Annotated in this window: 13 protein-coding genes; 9 read left to right on the top strand and 4 right to left on the bottom strand. The window is 58.6% G+C overall.

Annotated features, from left to right (window positions below; genetic code table 11):
* Positions 1 to 268 precede the first annotated feature (268 nt).
* The 4 genes from ACVILL_RS06515 to dctA all read right to left on the bottom strand — a co-directional run bounded on the left by ACVILL_RS06515 (position 269) and on the right by dctA (position 6,467).
* Entirely contained in the window at positions 269 to 655 is a 387-nt protein-coding gene (locus ACVILL_RS06515) for a response regulator transcription factor (RefSeq protein WP_456728331.1), read from the bottom strand.
* A 103-nt stretch (positions 656 to 758) separates the two neighbouring features.
* Positions 759 to 1,415, bottom strand: a complete 657-nt coding sequence (locus tag ACVILL_RS06510; RefSeq protein WP_456728330.1) for a response regulator transcription factor — start codon at positions 1,413 to 1,415, stop codon at positions 759 to 761.
* Positions 1,412 to 4,084: a PAS domain S-box protein gene (locus ACVILL_RS06505; RefSeq protein WP_456728329.1), complete on the bottom strand. Its 2,673-nt coding sequence runs from the start codon at positions 4,082 to 4,084 to the stop codon at positions 1,412 to 1,414. The genes ACVILL_RS06510 and ACVILL_RS06505 overlap by 4 nt, the downstream gene beginning before the upstream one ends.
* Positions 4,085 to 5,162: 1,078 nt before the next feature.
* Positions 5,163 to 6,467 (bottom strand): C4-dicarboxylate transporter DctA, encoded by a 1,305-nt coding sequence (gene dctA / locus ACVILL_RS06500; protein WP_456728328.1) that lies wholly within the window; start codon positions 6,465 to 6,467, stop codon positions 5,163 to 5,165.
* Between the two features lie 1,861 nt (positions 6,468 to 8,328).
* Here dctA and ACVILL_RS06495 point away from each other — a divergent pair.
* The 9 genes from ACVILL_RS06495 (at position 8,329) to ACVILL_RS06455 (ending at position 17,202) form a co-directional block, all read left to right on the top strand.
* A complete protein-coding gene (locus ACVILL_RS06495; protein ID WP_456728327.1) occupies positions 8,329 to 9,009 on the top strand; it encodes a molybdate ABC transporter permease subunit in 681 nt (226 codons plus the stop codon).
* A gap of 85 nt (positions 9,010 to 9,094) precedes the next feature.
* Positions 9,095 to 10,357: a serine hydrolase domain-containing protein gene (locus tag ACVILL_RS06490; RefSeq protein ID WP_456728326.1), complete on the top strand. Its 1,263-nt coding sequence runs from the start codon at positions 9,095 to 9,097 to the stop codon at positions 10,355 to 10,357.
* 816 nt (positions 10,358 to 11,173) lie between these two features.
* Positions 11,174 to 12,265 (top strand): hydrogenase small subunit, encoded by a 1,092-nt coding sequence (locus tag ACVILL_RS06485; RefSeq protein WP_456728325.1) that lies wholly within the window; start codon positions 11,174 to 11,176, stop codon positions 12,263 to 12,265.
* Positions 12,266 to 12,288: 23 nt separating this feature from the next.
* Complete coding sequence (locus ACVILL_RS06480) at positions 12,289 to 14,079, top strand: nickel-dependent hydrogenase large subunit (protein ID WP_456728324.1); 1,791 nt, start codon at positions 12,289 to 12,291, stop codon at positions 14,077 to 14,079.
* Between the two features lie 4 nt (positions 14,080 to 14,083).
* Positions 14,084 to 14,803, top strand: coding sequence for a Ni/Fe-hydrogenase, b-type cytochrome subunit (cybH, locus tag ACVILL_RS06475; protein ID WP_456728323.1), 720 nt, complete (start codon positions 14,084 to 14,086; stop codon positions 14,801 to 14,803).
* Positions 14,800 to 15,399, top strand: coding sequence for a HyaD/HybD family hydrogenase maturation endopeptidase (locus tag ACVILL_RS06470; protein WP_456728322.1), 600 nt, complete (start codon positions 14,800 to 14,802; stop codon positions 15,397 to 15,399). The genes cybH and ACVILL_RS06470 overlap by 4 nt, the downstream gene beginning before the upstream one ends.
* A gap of 16 nt (positions 15,400 to 15,415) precedes the next feature.
* The gene (locus ACVILL_RS06465; protein ID WP_456728321.1) at positions 15,416 to 15,706 is read left to right on the top strand and encodes a HypC/HybG/HupF family hydrogenase formation chaperone; all 291 of its coding nucleotides are present in this window, start codon (positions 15,416 to 15,418) and stop codon (positions 15,704 to 15,706) included.
* Positions 15,707 to 15,892: 186 nt separating this feature from the next.
* Positions 15,893 to 16,318 carry a hypothetical protein gene (locus ACVILL_RS06460; RefSeq protein WP_456728320.1) on the top strand — a complete coding sequence of 142 codons (426 nt, stop codon included), beginning with the start codon at positions 15,893 to 15,895 and terminating at the stop codon, positions 16,316 to 16,318.
* A 20-nt stretch (positions 16,319 to 16,338) separates the two neighbouring features.
* Positions 16,339 to 17,202, top strand: coding sequence for a hydrogenase expression/formation protein (locus ACVILL_RS06455; protein ID WP_456728319.1), 864 nt, complete (start codon positions 16,339 to 16,341; stop codon positions 17,200 to 17,202).
* Positions 17,203 to 17,215: the final 13 nt, after the last annotated feature.

Below are 17,215 nucleotides of genomic sequence, written 5' to 3'. Positions count from 1 at the left end.
TCGAATAACTTCTGCGCAAGGTCACCTGAAGTGCCAAAAAGCAGAGACGAGCGGCGTCTAGAGGTGCCAAGTATACCGACTCTTGGTGGCAACGTCGTTCTGAGCGGCCTGATGCCTGGTGGACAGCTCACGGGCCAAGAAGGCAATACGACATCGACTGCCGCTGGCGCCACCTGATTTCGGAGAGCCCGCTTCAATAAGATCGCGCCGGGCTCGCGACCGAATCTCAACATTCAGGGCTGAAATGACTCGCCGCCGGCTGTTCGTTTCAAGTGCGTCCTCCGTTGCGGTTTTCCTTCAGTGCGGCATCGAGGTGCTCGATCAGTGCATGTCCGGCGAAGGGCTTGGCCAAGAAGCCAATCGCTCCTGCGCTCAAGGCTGAGGCGCGCACGCGGTCGTTCGGGAAGGCAGTAATGAAAATGAACGGCACCCCGTAACCGCGAGTCCGCATTTCCGCCAGCAGGTCCAAGCCGCTCATAGCCGGCATCTGCACGTCCGTAATTACGCAAGAGGTCTCGTTCAACCGCGGCGATGTCAAAAAATCCTCCGCCGATGTAAATGTTTGAACTATGTAGCCGCGCGATTTCAATAGGTTCTCCGTCGACGCACGGACAGATGCGTCGTCGTCAACGACAGAAATCAAAGGCGTGGACAAGACGATTCCTCCTGGCGCGGGACTAACGGTTGCCGAGGCATTAGCGACCCTGGGCGAAAAGTGGGCTCGAGTGACGAAATTGTAAAATCATACTTAGGTTTGTTCAGGACGATTTGGCGCCGATCCCTAGAGTCTCAGCCGTTCTGATCAGATCGGCCAGCGAGCGGGCACGCATCTTTCTCATTACGTGTCCCCGGTAGATCTTGACCGTAATCTCGGCGAGCCCAAGCTCAGCGGCTACCTGCTTGTTCATCAGGCCGGCAGCGACCAACTTCATCACCGCTTGTTCGCGGGGGCTTAGGGTCTCAAATAGGGACTGCAGCTCCGCGACGGTTTGCTGGGCCTCCCGTCTTTTGCGGTCGCGCTCGGTCGCAGCGATCACCGCGTCAAGCAATTCCTGATCGCGAAACGGTTTGGTAAGAAAATCGACCGCGCCTCCTTTCATCGCCCTGACGGTCATGGGAATGTCGCCATGGCCGGTAATGAAAATGATCGGAATATGGATGTTCAACTTCGCCAGCTCAGTTTGGAACTCCAGGCCGCTCAAGCCTGGGAGCCGGACATCAAGAACCAGACAGCTAACAACATCCGGAAGTGCGCTCTGCAGCATTTCGCGGGCCGATCCAAATGCAGCGACGTCCAAGCCTACCGATCGAAAAAGGTTGATGAGCGACCGACGCATGGAGATGTCGTCCTCGACGACGAAGACGGTCGCCGTTGTCGAAGCCTCGGGTTTGCTGGTTGGCGAGCGTCGCGTCACGAGACGACCTCCTCATGCAACGGCAGGGCAAACTGGAAGGTCGCGCCCGGCGGCTGCTTGCGCACCACTGACAGCCGTCCTCCGTGAGCTTCAACGATCGACCGGCAGATCGAAAGACCCATTCCAAGGCCGCTGGACTTCGTGGTGAAGAAAGGATCTAGCACGCGGTCAGTATCATTCTCGGCGATCCCGACGCCCCAATCTGTCACGGCCACCTGCACATGCCCTATATCGTCCATAGATGACTGAATCAGCAACTCACGCGTCCGGTCCGTGACTGCGTCCATGGCTTCGATCCCGTTCATCACCAGATTGATGATCACTTGTTGCAGCTGAATCCGGTCACCGAGAATCATAGGCAGCGCTGCCGTCAGCTCGGTTCTTAACGCCACCTGGTGGCTCACCAGCTCTCGTGTCACCAGCGCAATGACGTCCCCAACGACCTCATTGATATCGAGCGGCACCATCTCGATCTCGCCCTTCTTCGCAAGAGCGCGCACGCGACGGATCACTTCGCTTGCCCGTATTGCGTCATCGATGATCCACTCAACCGAAGAGCGCGCCGCGCAAAGATCAGGAGTTTCGCGGCCCATCCAACCGAGGCACGCATCGGCGTTGTTGATAATAGCAGCGAGTGGCTGGTTGATTTCATGGGCAATGGAGGTTGTCAGCTCTCCTAACGTCGTCACACGTGTCACATGCGCAAGTTCCGCCTGTGCCTTCCGCAACTGTTGTTCGGCTTGATCTGCGCGAATAATAGCGGTGATGTCGGTGCTGACGCCGCGGTAACCAAGGAACTTGCCGTTCGGATCAAAAAAGGGCTTGCCGCTCGTCCGAATGTAGATCGGAGATCCGGTCCGGTTGACAGTACGGTAGACCAGATCCCGGAACGGCAGATGCGCCTCCAGTGTGGCCCGGTGCTGCCGCCACTTCTCAGGTTCCTCTTCCACATCGCACGCAATGTCCCAGCGGAGCAGGCCCATCAATCCTGTCGCTAAGATTCCCGCAGCGCTGGTGTGCTCGGACAAGCGCGTAACCTGGTGATCAGGCCCGGTCTCCCAGAGCCAATCGGAAGCCGTCTCAGCGTAATCGCGAAAGCGCTGCTCGCTTTCGCGCAGCGCAGCCAGTGTGTTTTCCAGGCGCTCTCTGGCGGCGTATTGCTCGGTCACATCCATATGCGTTCCGATCAGTTCGCTCACGCTGCCATCGTTGCCGACCACGATATGCGCAACGGAGTGTATGCGCCTTATCCCGCCGTCTTTCAGAAGGATTCGAAAATCATACTCGAAGCGATCTTTCTTGAGCTCGATAGCCTGGCGCTGAACCTCCTGGAGCCCGGGGAGATCGTCTGGATGGATGCGCGAGCGAATGGTCTCTATTGATACAGTCTCTTGCGGATCGAACTCAAACAGACGATCGACCTCGGCGGAGCGATACACAAAATCGAGCCCATGAACGTCCCAGGACCAACTGCCCGTGTGACTGAGATGCTGGGCTTCGGCGAGATAGGCCTCACTGCGGCGCAGCTTCTGCTCTGCTTGCCGCTCCGCGGTAACATTCGTCGCTGCTCCGACAAACTCAATATCACCGCTGGCGGTTCTCGTGGCTCGTGCCCGCGCATGGATGTGCTTCACCGAGCCGTCCGGCAGCAACAGCCGGTATTCATGTTCGAAATCCTTCGGATCTCGCATCGCCCGATCAATGACCTCTTGAACCGAAGCCCTATCATCTGGATGGGTGCGCTCGACGACGAGGTGCGGCGACGGAACGGTCTGCGGGTCCAACTCAAATATTCGAAACGTCTCCTTTGACCAGAAGGCCTCGCCGGTGACGACATTCCAGCCGAAGCTGCCTGTATGGCTCAGCTCCTGCGCCTGGGCCAAATGTGCTTCGCTCCGCTGCAGGGCAGACTCGGTCCGCTTCCGTTCGGTGATATCTTCGCAGGATATCAGAACAATGGGCCGGTCATCAGCCCAGATCATGGCTTTGGCATTTTCACGTACCCACAGTACCGAGCCGTCGTTCCTGACTTTCCGGGCCTCCCAGGTTCGCGATTGACCGATATCTTCAAGGCAGGCGCGAATGCATTCGCGAGCTAACTCGCGATCCTCCTCCAGAAAGACTCCCAGGATGGAGTGGCCGATCAGTTCGGAACGCGCATAGCCGAGCTGTGCCGCGCCGAACGTATTGGTATTGAGGACGGTACCGGCTTCGTCGACCATGACGTACATGGCCGGATTGTGTTCAAAGATCGCTTGCCAGCGTTTCTCGCGGTCCTCCAAATCGGCCGCGCTGATCCGGAGCTTGGCTGCGGCCTCACGCGCGGCTTGGCTTTCCTGGCGGACTTTTCCCATCAGGTGCGTTCCGACGATCGAGACAACGAAAAACGCAAAGACCACCGGAAGATCTTGTGGATCATCGATCCGCAGACTGAACGCCGGCGGCGCAAAGTAGTAAGCTAAAGCCGCGATCGCCACGACGCAAAGCGCGGATGACGCGATGAGGCTGCCCATCAACGAAAACAGCAATACGACTAACAAATAGGCGAACGCCGTCGCAGCGAACTGCGCGTGAAGGTACAAGCAGGCCAGCGTTACCACGGCCAACGTTATGCTGCCGAAGGTAAACTGGGGCGCTGAAACTTTCAAACTGCTGATCTGGCTACGCATTTTTATATCGTCCGGCCTTTCTCGGCGGGAGAGCTATAACATTTTAGGCAAAAATGAGGCAATTCTTTCCGTGCCGACAGACGCTCGTGCGCGGTTCCGAGATATTGCCTTTCATTGAACTCAGCACGCGCCGAAGGAAGACGCATTACAAACGTACGTATAGTTGTCCTAAACCTTTCAATATTCCGCGCTGACCTCTGTACAATCGAGGCTGGGTTGTCTGCTTTCCTCCGCTGCCGGTGACCTCGGGGCAGGCATTCGAGGCTGCGGCCGAGGACCGCCGCGACCCAGTGGCACTCACGACGAGGACAAGGACTCCAGTTTAGCCAGGACGTCGCGGCCGAAAAAGCAGGCTCCCTCGCCGAACCCGGAAAGGACAGGTGCAAGCTGCGCGACCACGCATCTCGCGATCGATCATGCGGAAGGGAGCAATGTAATGTGCCGAGATAGCAAGGCGAAGTTATGCAACTGCTGTCTATGCCTCGCGGCCATCTCCGCCCAGGCTCGGTGCCGACGAGCCGTTAGCCGGAATCGAGAGTGCGTATATGACGCCGAGCCAATACTAGCTATGTGCTAGCCGCCTCGTCTCAGTCAAGGTGCCAATCTAGTCCACGCTGATGACACCATCGCGATCTGCTACGCACCGTAGTATGACTGAGTTGAACGTGGAGGATGCTACCACCTTGTCGGCCGGGCAAGGCAAGTGCGGTGACCACGCACATGGGCATTGTGGGCAGGCCAACACCTTGGTCCGTCACGCTGGATCCGTTCTTTCGCAATCTTACTACCTGGCTCGGCAATGTTGCATAGGCGCTCGGCTGGTCAGGAGCCTTGACCTTGAAAGACCACGCTTGAGAATGACTTTCTAAAATCGCGGCTCCTTCTCGCGTACGGTAACCCTTCACAGGCTCTTGCCGGGGGCGTGACGCGGAGCAAGAGCTGCGTTCTGGGGATGCCGTGGGAGAAGGTTCGATTCGCCGGTCCAAGCACGGTGCCGACTTGAACTGCGAAGCATTGTGAATGCGGTTGCGCTTGGATTCGACGCGTCTTGGCAATGACGGCGACCGAGAGCCGGGGCCTACCTCCTTGTGTCGACAGTGGTGGGCCGGTCGAGCCGAGCGTGCAACGTCGCGTGCTCTAGCTCGCCTTCCCACCAAGATACGAACACGGCTGCAATGCCGTTGCCAGTGATGTTGGTAAGGGCGCGTACCTCGCTCATGAACTTGTCGATCGAGAACACGATTGCCATACCCGGTACCAGCGCTGGGTTGACGACCGACAATGTTGCGGCGAGCGTGATGAAGCCCGCGCCGGTGACGCCGCTTGCCCCCTTGGAGGTCAGCATGGCCACGATCAAGATCGTGAGCTGTTGGCCAAAAGTGAGATCGACTCCGAGTGCTTGGGCAATGAACAATGTGGCAAGCGTCATATAGATGTTGGTACCATCGAGGTTGAAGGAGTACCCAGTTGGGACCACCAGGCCGACCACGGGCTTAGAGCAGCCCAGCCGCTCAAGCTTCTCCATCAATTGCGGCAGCGCGCTTTCCGAGGACGAAGTGCCGAGCACGATCAAAAGCTCGTCCTTGATATAGACAATGAACTTGAAAACCGAAAAGCCGACGATCCGTGCGATAACGCCGAGCACCACCACCACAAAAAGCGCAGCCGTCACGTAAAATAGCGCGATCAGACCGATCAGATTGCCGAGCGCCGTCGGCCCGAACTTGCCAATCGTGAAGGCCATGGCGCCGAAGGCCCCGATCGGGGCCGCTTTCATGATGATGCCGATTACGCCGAACACCGCGTGCGCGACGTCGTCAATCATGCCGCGCAGCCGCTCCCCGCGTTCTCCTAGCGCCATCAGAGAAAAGCCGAACAGGATCGCGAACAGGAGTACCTGCAAAACATCGCCGCGAGCAAACGCGCCGACCACGGTATCGGGAATGATGTTGAGGATGAAATCGACGCTCTTGGACGCTTCCGCTTGCTTGACGTAATTGGCGACCGCTGCTGCGTCCGGCTTGACTGCAAGGCCACGACCGATTTGGACCAGATTACCCATAATAAGGCCCAACAGCAGCGCAAAGCTGGAGACGATCTCGAAATAGACCAATGCCTTGACGCCGACGCGACCGACTTTCTTTGCATCCTGAATGTGCGCGATGCCGGATGCGACGGTGCAGAAGATGATCGGTGCGATCACCATCTTGATGAGTTTGATGAATCCGTCACCGAGCGCCTTGACCCAATCGTTGGTCGCGACAGATGGCCACAGCCAACCGACCAGGGCACCAACCACGATGGCGATCAACACCTGGACGTAGAGGATCTTATACCAAGTCTGCGACGCGCGCGCGGGTGCCGCGGTTGCCATGGTGGTCATGACGCTTCCTTCCCGAATATACTCGAATGCAAGCCGCCGCGCCGTTGAGAGGCGACAGCATCATGCGAGGCTCGTTGTTTTAGCCGTTCCGATAGAAGACGATCCGAGCGGCGGCGCGTCATCCCAAAGGCAGGCGTTCAGTTACGTTATCTTTTTTCGCTAAGCAAGATATGCACCAGATGCCCGATCTGCGGCGAATCAAGTGCCCGCGGATAAACCGTCTCTCACCGTTGGCTCGGTCCAGGCGCTCCGACCGCGGTCGCAAGCTCGAACATGACATTGCAGCATATTGCGTATCTTTGGTCGGCTGGGCGTAACGCGGGCATGTCTCGACCTAGAAGCTTGGCGTGATCGGTATGCGCCGACTGATGAGGTTGATGCAACACTGCGTGAGATTGGTAAAATCCATAGTTTCGATCGTAGGCATTCACACGATGGAAGTCTGGCACATCGAAGATCTAGAACCCCATATTGCCTCGCAAATCTGTGATGGAGGTGCTACATTTTCGCTAGCGGCAGAGCATGTCCGTTCGCGGGGCATTTGTCTCCAGGTGAAGTGACCGCACAGTTCAGCAGAAGGCGGACATCTGGCTGTGCGCACAAGAGCCCGCAGAGGTCGTCCAAGAAGAGGGAATCTTATGGCCCTTGAAGTCCTGCCGTCTGTTGCCGAGTTCAGCGGCAGCGTGGCCCCTCAAGACCGGCTACCGTCGTCGCTGCTCGACGCGGTTGACCAGAATGGGAACGCCGCACATGCTCTATAGCTCCTGCATGTAGGCGCGCACTGCAGAGCCGCATCGTCGTTTGATGAGAATCTCCGAGCACGGCGCATGCGGCGCGCCGCAAGATGATTGGGCGCGCTGATTCTGTCGTTTTTATCGGATTGTCCAAGCGTGCGCGATGCTTGAGCAACGCGCCTTCACGCCACTATGCGCATCGGGGGAGGGGCTGCCACTATCGTAAATCGCGCAGAGGCGCGCTTCGGCGATTTGGTGCGCAGCGAGTGTGGCGTTTGCGCCATCGACATCGTCAAGACCGACGGTGAGCTTGACCACCGTGACGTCTTCTTCAGCGAGCCGCAGAAACGCGCGAACGAAAAGATCTTTGCGCCCGAGGCACTATCACGGTCGACATACGGCACCGCCCGGACGCTCTGTAGGTTCGCTGCAAACCGCTCTCGGCGGCAGGTCCCGGCCCCTGCACAACGGGCTGCATGCCGGATGAAGGCGTCTCCGCTTGACGGTCGTTTCCGGCAATGTCCAGCAAAGGCGTTAATTCCGATGTCCTTGCTAGCAGCCGCGTCCATATCGTAAATGCGAATGCGGCGGGTTGTGCTCGCGCTCAGCCGCGCCCGCGTTCGAGCGAACTCCAAGTGGCCGGGGCAATTTTCGAAACAGAATCCACTTAAGGATCGCCTCGAGCGATCATTAAGCGCCGTAAGATCCAATAACAACCCTGAGGGCGTCAAACTCTGCCAATCATTGTGCCGTCGCTGTCTGCTCGGGAACAAAGATGCCGGAAATCTGACAGAGCGCAAGACCCACTCCACAGCGAACTCGTCGTCTGTGCGCATTTTCTCCCGTTGAGCCTAGAATGCACCACATTGCGCAAGCGGCACAGGGATTGCTGGATGACAAACGAGGAGCTGCAGCCGTCAGACCGGCCGACGCGGCCCCGTGCAGGAGTTTCCTATGAAGTGTGCGACGCTGCTCTTGCTCGCGAAAACGACGCGCGTCAATGTAGTGGTCGCCGCGAAGGTCCGCACCACTAAGAGGCGCTGCGCGCCCCACGCCTCGGCGCGCCGGATGTGTAGGCGATCACTGCCCCGAGACGGCGACCGTCTCTCACTGGGGGGCTGACGCCTATGGATGCGTTTTCGACAGAGATTTGGCAATCCGTTGCGCTTACGATCGAGCTCGCCAGCGTGACGACCATCATCCTCTTGGTGATTGGTGCGCCGCTCGCGTGGTGGCTAGCGCGTTCACATACTGTTCTGCGCGAGGCGGTGGCAGCGATCATCACGCTTCTGCTGGTGCTACCGCCGACGGCACTCGGTTTCTGTGTCCTCGTGCTGCTCGGGCCCGCCGGACCGGGGGGGCTTCTCGCTTCTTTCTGGGGCGAGCGCTCGCTCGCCTTTACCTTCGCAGGAATCGTAGTCGGATCGGTGCTCTCGGCGCTGCCTTTGGTGGTGCAGCCGATCCGCAACGCCTTTGTTGCGATGGGCGACCCTCCGCTGGAAGCCGCGGCGCGGGTTTCTCCGTTGCATGCCTTCATTACCATCGGTTTGCCGCTGGCGCGATTGGAGTTTGTCAAAGCCGCTGTGATTGGCTTTGCTCATACGATCGGCACATTCGGTGTCGTGATGATGATCGGCGGCAATATTCCTGGGCGCACCAAGGTGTTGTCGGCCTACGTCATAGACTACGTCCAAGCATCACGCTGGCGCGAGGCGACTGTAGTTGCGGGCGGTATGGTGATGTTCGCTCTTGCGGTCATCTTCACCTTAGCTCTCCTCGACAGACGCGGTGCCAGGAGAAGCACATGAGCGCAGGCGCGCCAGACCGGATCGAGTGGCTTTCGGCTTGTCAGACCAGACATGCCAGAGCTGGAGCAGCGCGAGCCAGGATAGAATGAACAAGCTTGTTATGGCCGCAGTGGTTGCTGGAATCAGCTTCAATTCAGTGCATTCAGCGCCTCTGCCCGAGGCCATGGCCGATGACGTTGGAGTTTCTCAGCAACGCCTTGCCAAGCTAGACGAGTTCTTCGATCGTGAGATCGAAAGCAAGCGCGTGCCGGGCGCGGTGGTTGCAGTCGCCCGAGACGGCAAGCTGATTCATTACAAGGCGTATGGCCGACTTGATCCTGCAAAAGGATCGTCGATGCGGCTCGATGCGATGTTCGCGCTTGCATCTATGACCAAGCCGATGGTGGCCGTTGCCGGGCTCACCCTCATGGAGCAAGGTCGCCTGCCTCTACGGAGCAGGCTCACGGATTATTACCCGGAATTCGCAAACATGAAGGTCGCGGTGCCACGGCCTGACGGTTCGTTAAAGTATCAAGCGCAGAGTTCTCCGATCTACATCCACGATCTTTATCGGCACACATCAGGTCTCACCTATGGCGCGCCTCCAGATAGTCCAGACCAAGTGGCGCGTCTGTACCCGAATTTTGCAGCCCCGGCGCTAAAGGGTGACAAGCAGACTTTTATCCAGGCCATTACCAAGTTGCCGCTAGCGCACCAACCGGGGACGGAATTCGAATACGGCTTCTCGACCGACGTGCTCGGAGCTGTTGTGGAACAGGTCAGCGGACAACGATTGGGCGACTATCTTGCCAGCAACCTGTGGAAGCCGATCGGGATGCAGGATGCCACTTTCCATTTATCCACATCACAACGCGAGCGCCTCGCGCATCCGTTTCCAGACGACCCGCTGACTGGAAAGCCTCAAGAGATCGAGCTCCTCGAAAGTCCGACAATGTTTGACTGCGGAGGAGCCTGCGCGTTTGCGACCGTCGGTGACTATGTGCGCTTCGGGCAAATGCTGCTAAACGGCGGGGAGCTCGATGGGCAGCGCATTCTCGGCCCGAAGACGGTGCGCCACATGATCTCCAACCACCTCGGGCCGGAGATCAAGAATAAGGTCGCCAATGTGGAGGCGCATCGTGCCGGCTTCGGCTTTGGACTCGGAGTGGCTGTGCGCATAAGCGAGGGTATCTCGGCGGTTCCGGGCAATCCAGGTGAGTTCACCTGGACCGGCGCTTACGGAACACAATTTTTCTGCGACCCGAAGGAGCGTCTGATCGTGGTCGTCGGAACGGCCGCGCCCGGAGAAATCCGGAAGTACTATCGCGAACAAGTCCAGTACATCGTCTATGCTGGAATACTTCGATAATTTACCCGGCGTTGAACGAGCCCGACGACGGTTTTTGGCTAGTTGGCAACCGGCGTTGCCGCTGGACACCGATGACTGAACGTCAGCGCCCGCTATACTCGGCCAGATTGCGCCGGTGCTAGGAACGAATGCGACGCCTCCGGCATCGCGAAGAGACTCTCGCAGGTGAGTGCGGTGTCGTGATATGCTAAGAGGACCGCGCCTTGCCGTCGATTGGTTCGCGCGATGCACTCCTAGATGATCGCTTCAGAACATCCAGACCTTCGCGCTCGATCCCGTGGTAATGCCGTGCGGCAGCCACATTGAATGACAGACAGATCGGATCGATCCGCCCTGCAAATCAAAGCATGTACGCTGCGCGGCTCGGCATCGCGTTCTGTGCGGCGCTGGGCCGCCACTTTGGCGTGTTTCCGCAGTCGGACTATGACGCGGATCGAACCCGCCATTGGTCCGCAGAGAGCAAGTCTGATTGAGATGGACGGCTGGCGCGGTGCCCGTCAACTGCACCAACTCCTTCAACAATGGGCATGCGCGCGCGTGTTCCGATCGTGCAAAAGTGAGTATGATGTGGTCGCCCTGGATTGGCAAATCATTGTGCAGCTCTGTTGAAGTTCTCACATCGACGTTCAAAGCCCGACATCACTGGTATGACAGGGCTCGACGGTGCGAGCCTGTGGCAGGCTGGCCGGCCCGCCGATAGGGCAAGTGTCGAAAGGCTGGCTTGGCAACCAGTCAAGTGTTGCGCTCCGATGGCCTGTTTCTTGCTGCTGTGTCAGCAGTTCGTTACTGCCGACGACGACTCACATGGAAGGGTTCATGGGTGGGGCAACGGAGACGCTTTACAGCGTGATCAGACGTCAGGGCATCACGCGTCGTAGTTTCCACAAATTCTGCAGTTTGACGGCCGCAAGCTTCGGACTTGGTCCGCTTGCCGCGAGCACTATTGCCGATGCCCTGGAGACCAAACCGCGCGTACCCGTCATCTGGCTGCACGGGCTCGAGTGCACCTGCTGCTCGGAAAGCTTTATCCGCTCGGCCCATCCGCTGATCAAAGACACGCTGCTGTCGATGATTTCGCTCGACTATGACGATACGATCATGGCGGCGGCTGGACACCAGGCTGAAGCCATCCTGGAGGAAGCCCGCGCCAAGTATAAAGGAAAGTATGTGCTTGCGGTCGAAGGTAATCCGCCGCTGAAGCAGGGGGGCATGTTCTGCATTGACGGCGGCAAGCCGTTCGTTGAAAAGCTCAGGTCGATGGCGGAAGAGTCGATGGCGATCATCGCTTGGGGCACGTGTGCGTCCTGGGGATGCGTCCAGGCGGCCAAGCCCAATCCGACTGGCGCTGCGCCGATCGATCAGGTGATCAAGAACAAGCCGATCATCAAGGTGCCCGGGTGTCCGCCTATCGCAGAGGTCATGAGCGGCTTGGTGACTTTCATCACCACGTTCGGAAAGCTTCCGGAGCTCGATCGCCAAGGGCGCCCAAAGATGTTTTATTCCGAGCGCATTCACGACAAATGCTATCGACGTTCCCATTTCGACGCCGGCCAATTCGTCGAAGAGTGGGACGATGAGTGCGCGCGCAAGGGTTATTGCCTCTACAAGATGGGCTGCAAGGGGCCAACCACCTACAATGCCTGTTCGGCCCTTCGGTGGAACGGCGGTGTTTCGTTTCCCATTCAATCCGGCCACGGCTGCCTCAGTTGCTCCGAAGACGACTTTTGGGACAAGGGTTCATTTTACGACCGACTCACGACCATCAAGCAGTTCGGCATTGAGAAGAACGCCGATCAGATTGGTATGGCTGCTGCCGGGGTGGTTGGGCTGACCGTCGCCGCCCATGCGGCGGTCACCGCCGTGAAGCGGTTGACCAACAAGCCGGATCGCACAGCTCCACCAAAGTAAACGGAATTGAGAAGAGGGCGACGGTGGCCGGACAGATACCAAATGGGTTCAATCTCGATCGCTCCGGCAAGCGAATTGTCATCGATCCGTTGACGCGCATCGAAGGCCATCTGCGTGTCGAAGCCAATGTCGATGCCGACAACGTGATCCGCAATGCGGTTTCGAGCGGGACGATGTGGCGTGGCATCGAAGTCATCCTGCGCGGGCGCGATCCACGCGACGCCTGGGCGTTTACTGAGCGGATTTGCGGTGTCTGCACCGGCACCCATGCGCTGACCTCCGTGCGCGCGGTTGAGAATGCGTTAAGGATCACGATTCCGGAGAATGCCAATTCGATCCGAAACATCATGCAGCTGTGCTTGCTCGTGCATGATCATCTCGTGCACTTCTACCATCTGCACGCACTCGATTGGGTCGACGTGGTCTCCGCGCTCCAGGCCGCCCCCAAGTCGACCTCCGCGCTGGCGCAGTCCATCTCGCCGTGGCCGTTGTCGTCTCCTGGCTATTTTAAGGATCTGCAGATCAGGCTGACTAAATTCTTCGGATCAGGGCAATTAGGTCCCTTCAAGAACGGTTATTGGGGGCATCCGGCCTACAAGCTTCCAGCGGAGGCGAACCTGATGGCCCTGGCGCATTATTTGGAAGCGCTCGACTTCCAGAAGGAGATCGTCAAAATCCAGGCCGTCTATGGGGGCAAGAATCCGCATCCGAACTGGCTGGTCGGCGGCGTGCCCTGTGCGATCAACATCGACGGAACTGGTGCGGTGGGTGCGCTCAACATGGAGCGCCTTAATCTCGTATCCTCGATCATCGACCGTTCGATCGAGTTTGTCGAGCAGGTCTATCTGCCCGACGTCGCAATGATCGGCTCGTTCTATAAGGATTGGCTCCATGGCGGCGGACTTTCAAGCAAAAGCGTAATGTCCTATGGCGACATCCTCGAAAACGCCAACGACTGTTCTTCGAACAATCTCAAGCTGCCGCGCGGCGTGATCCTTGATGGCAACCTCACGGAGATATTGCCGATCGACCATAGTGATCCGGAGCAGATCCAGGAGTTCGTCACGCATTCGTGGTATAAATACCCGCACGATTGCTGTGGACTGCATCCATGGGATGGCATCACCGAACCGAGTTTCGAGCTCGGGCCAAAAGTCAAGGGCAGTCAGACTGATATCAAGGAACTCGACGAAGGCGGCAAGTATTCGTGGATCAAAGCGCCGCGCTGGCGTGGCCACGCCGTCGAGGTCGGGCCTTTGGCGCGATACATCATCGGCTATGCGCAGGGCAAAGCCGAGTTCAAGGAGCCGGCCGACAGACTGCTCAAGGGACTGAATCTTCCCCTGACGGCGATGTTCTCGACGCTCGGCCGTACCGCGGCGCGGGCACTCGAATGTCAGTGGGCGGCGCATCAGCTGCGTTATTTCCAGGATAAGTTGGTCGCCCACATTAAGGCAGGCAATACCGCAACTGCCAATGTCACAAGATGGAAGCCGGAAACCTGGCCCAAGGAGGCCATGGGCTACGGTTTCGCTGAGGCGCCGCGCGGTGCGCTTGGACACTGGATCAAGATCAAGGACACAAAGATCGACAACTATCAATGTGTCGTGCCGACGACATGGAACGGATCTCCTCGCGATCCCAAGGGCAATATTGGCGCCTTTGAAGCCTCGCTGATCGGCACCCCGTTGGCCGATCCGCTGCGACCCCTGGAGATCTTGCGTACGATCCATTCCTTTGATCCGTGCCTGGCGTGCTCGACCCATGTGATGAGTCTTGACGGCCAAGAGATGGCTTCGGTCAATGTTCGTTAGGGCCATGCTGAACAAGGCTCCGCAGCCTCCCGCTGCCGTCGATGCGGCACCGACCGAGCGCGGCATCGGCCATCGCGGCGCCTACGTTTATGACGCGCCGGTGCGACTGTGGCACTGGGTCAATGCGGCGGCCATTCTGATGTTGGCCTTAACCGGCTATCTGATTGGAACGGGCACACCGGCGATGTCGGGACAAGCAAGCGGCAATTTCCTGTTCGGCTATATCCGATTTGCGCATTTCTCTGCGGGATATGTCCTCAGCGTCGGCTTTGTTCTGCGCATTTACTCGGCCCTGATTGGAAATCGACATGCCACGCAGATCTTTTGTGTTCCGCTCTGGCGCGGGTGCTTTTGGCGCGAGGTGCACCACGAGATTCGCCGGTACGGGTTCCTTGCAGTTGAGCCCGACAGACGCGTCGGGCACAACCCCCTGGCTCAGCTCGCAATGTTCCTTATGTTTACGCAAACGATCACGTTCATGATCGTCACAGGCTTTGCACTTTATGGGCAGGGCGCCGGTAGCGACAGTTGGCAGGACAGGCTGTTCGGCTGGGTGTTTTCAATCTGGCCGAATAGCCAGGACGTCCATACCTGGCATCATCTGGGCCTGTGGGTGATCTTGGTCTTTGTTCTGGTTCACATCTACGCAGTGATCCGGGAGGACATCATGTCGCGCCGGAGCATCTCCTCCATGATTTCGGGTGAGCGCGAGTTTCGCGATTGAATAGCACGCGGCTACTAGTTCCGGAGAACAAGCAGCGGATCCTTGTGCTTGGCATCGGCAATATCCTGTGGGCCGATGAGGGGTTCGGCGTGCGGGCGGTAGAGGAGTTCCATCGCCGCTATGTAGTCGCTGACAACGTCACCATCCTTGATGGCGGCACGCAGGGGCTCTACCTCGTGAGTTATCTTGAGCAGGCCGATTGCCTGATCGTGTTCGATGCCATCGACTTTGCACTCCCGCCCGGAGAGTTGAAGCTCATGCGGGACGCCGAGGTGCCAAAATTTGCTGGTGCCAAGAAGATAAGTCTACATCAGACCGGCTTTCAGGAGGTCTTGAGTGCGGCCGATCTGCTTGGCCGCTGCCCGCGAGACCTCGCTCTCATCGGATGTCAGGCGCTGGACCTGCAGCACTGGGGCGGTCCGCTGACGGCTCCGGTGCGCTTCCAGATTGCGCCGGCGATCGAATTGGCTTGCAAACTCCTGGCGCAGTGGGGCTCGCCGGCCGCACCGCGAACGGCGCCGCTGCCTGCATCAGAACGGCTGTTGGCGAACAATATCGACCATGCAAGTTATGAGATGGGAGCGCAGCCGATCTAGCGGCCCGCGATTGATCATGTGCCTTGGCTTACCAATGATGATTGTTGAGACGGACGACATCACGGCACTTTGTGAGTATCGCAACGAACAGCGGCGTGTCTCGGTCATGCTGCTCTACTGCGCCCCGGTCGGTGCCAGGGTGCTCGTTCATATCGACACCGCCGTGCGACTCTTGAATGAGGATGAAGCAAGACTGATCTCGGAAGCACTCGACGGGCTTGACGCCAGCCGTAACGGCCAGGACTGCGGCCCCTTTTTTGCGGACCTGGTCGGTCGTGAGCCGCAATTGCCCGAGCATCTACGTTAGCGGTTCTGCTGCGGATGTTGCGGTGACTAAGCCTGCTCGCAAATCGATCAATCGCGCGCACCTTCCGCATGGAAAGGTCAATGCTTCGAGCGATGATTCCAGTCTCCCTCACAGCGCGACGATGATTGGCACGTGCCTTGCTACATCTCACCTAGCTCAAACCAAGGACTATCTGAAGGGAGTCTGATGAAGTTCCAGCCGGCGCGGCATGATCTCGCAACCTGTCCGTCCGAGGTGGAGAGCATCAGCGCGCATGCACGCCTGGCCACGCACGCTTCCGCGAGCGCGCCCGAAGTGCTGCTGGCGGTCGCTGCCATGCATTCGCTCCGGGCCGTCCATGTCGCATTATCCCTTCCTGAATTGATCAAGGCTTTAATTGATCAAGGCTTCTCGGCGTTGCGTGCAAGGCGCAGGGCCTGCGCATGCGTTGACTGGAAAGCTGGTCGGAAGACTCGGCCCGCGTCGTCGATCGACGCCAATTTGTGCCATCGGCACGATACGCTCTGCCTGATCGGCAGGCGCCTGGTCCGTTTGGTCAAGATGAACCGCATCGTCGTACCGATCGTTTGGCTGTACGCGGGTAGCATTTGTGCCGGCTATGCCTCCCGATAGATCCAACGGGACATCGTATCATGAAAACAGCGGTCCGCGTCGTATCCGGGGACGTCGAGCAGGTGGTGAGCAAGTCTGCCAGGGGGACGGAAAGTCTCGATGTATTCCATCGCGGCCTGACGACTATGGAGGCGGTAGTCAAGCGCGCCCAGCGCGACGGCAACGAGCTTGCAAGGAACTATCCGAATGTCACGGTGCTGTTGTCGAATGTCGCCGCTGCCGCTCGCGGCCAGAGGCAGAGCACTCGGACGCAGCTGTACGGACTCGCCAATCTCAGCGAGCTCGAGCGCAAGCTGATTGGCGAGGTGCTCGGGGAGGGCGAGGTCGCCGGCGTGGTCGCGCTGCCAGATGGCTCTTTTGCGCAACTCCGGGAGACGGTCCTTGCAGGAATCTGGCGCGTGCGTATCGGGTCCGAGCCGACGCACGAATATGTCGAGGTTGGGGCAATCCCGCAGATTGTGCAGCGCGCCGCAACTGAGTTGACGTCTGCCGACTTTCCGATCGGCGCGGCGCCGGACGGCGCCATGAACGTGCTCGCGGTACTTGCGGAAATACGCGAGCGGGCGCGTGTCTGGCGGTCAGGCATGCGGGCGCATGTTATCAATCTGACGTTGCTGCCGATGAGTGCTGTTGACATGGCGTTCCTGCAGCAAAGTTTGGGCAATGGTCCGGTCCAGCTCATCTTCCGCGGTTACGGCACATGCCGCGTGCAGGCGACCGGGGTGAGGAACGTCTGGTCGGTACAGTACTTCAATTCTTTGGACGACGTCATCCTCGATACGGTGGAGGTGGGAAACGTGCCGATCGTAGCCTTGGCTGCTGACGAGGATTTCGAGGACTCCGCCGGGCGCCTGCAGGCAATTATGGAGGCGTACCTCACATGAAGAACTTAAAGAT

This window comes from Bradyrhizobium sp. USDA 3364 (genome assembly GCF_054056355.1).
Note: the sequence above shows the minus strand (reverse complement) of the source record. Positions and strands in the feature narration are given on the sequence as shown.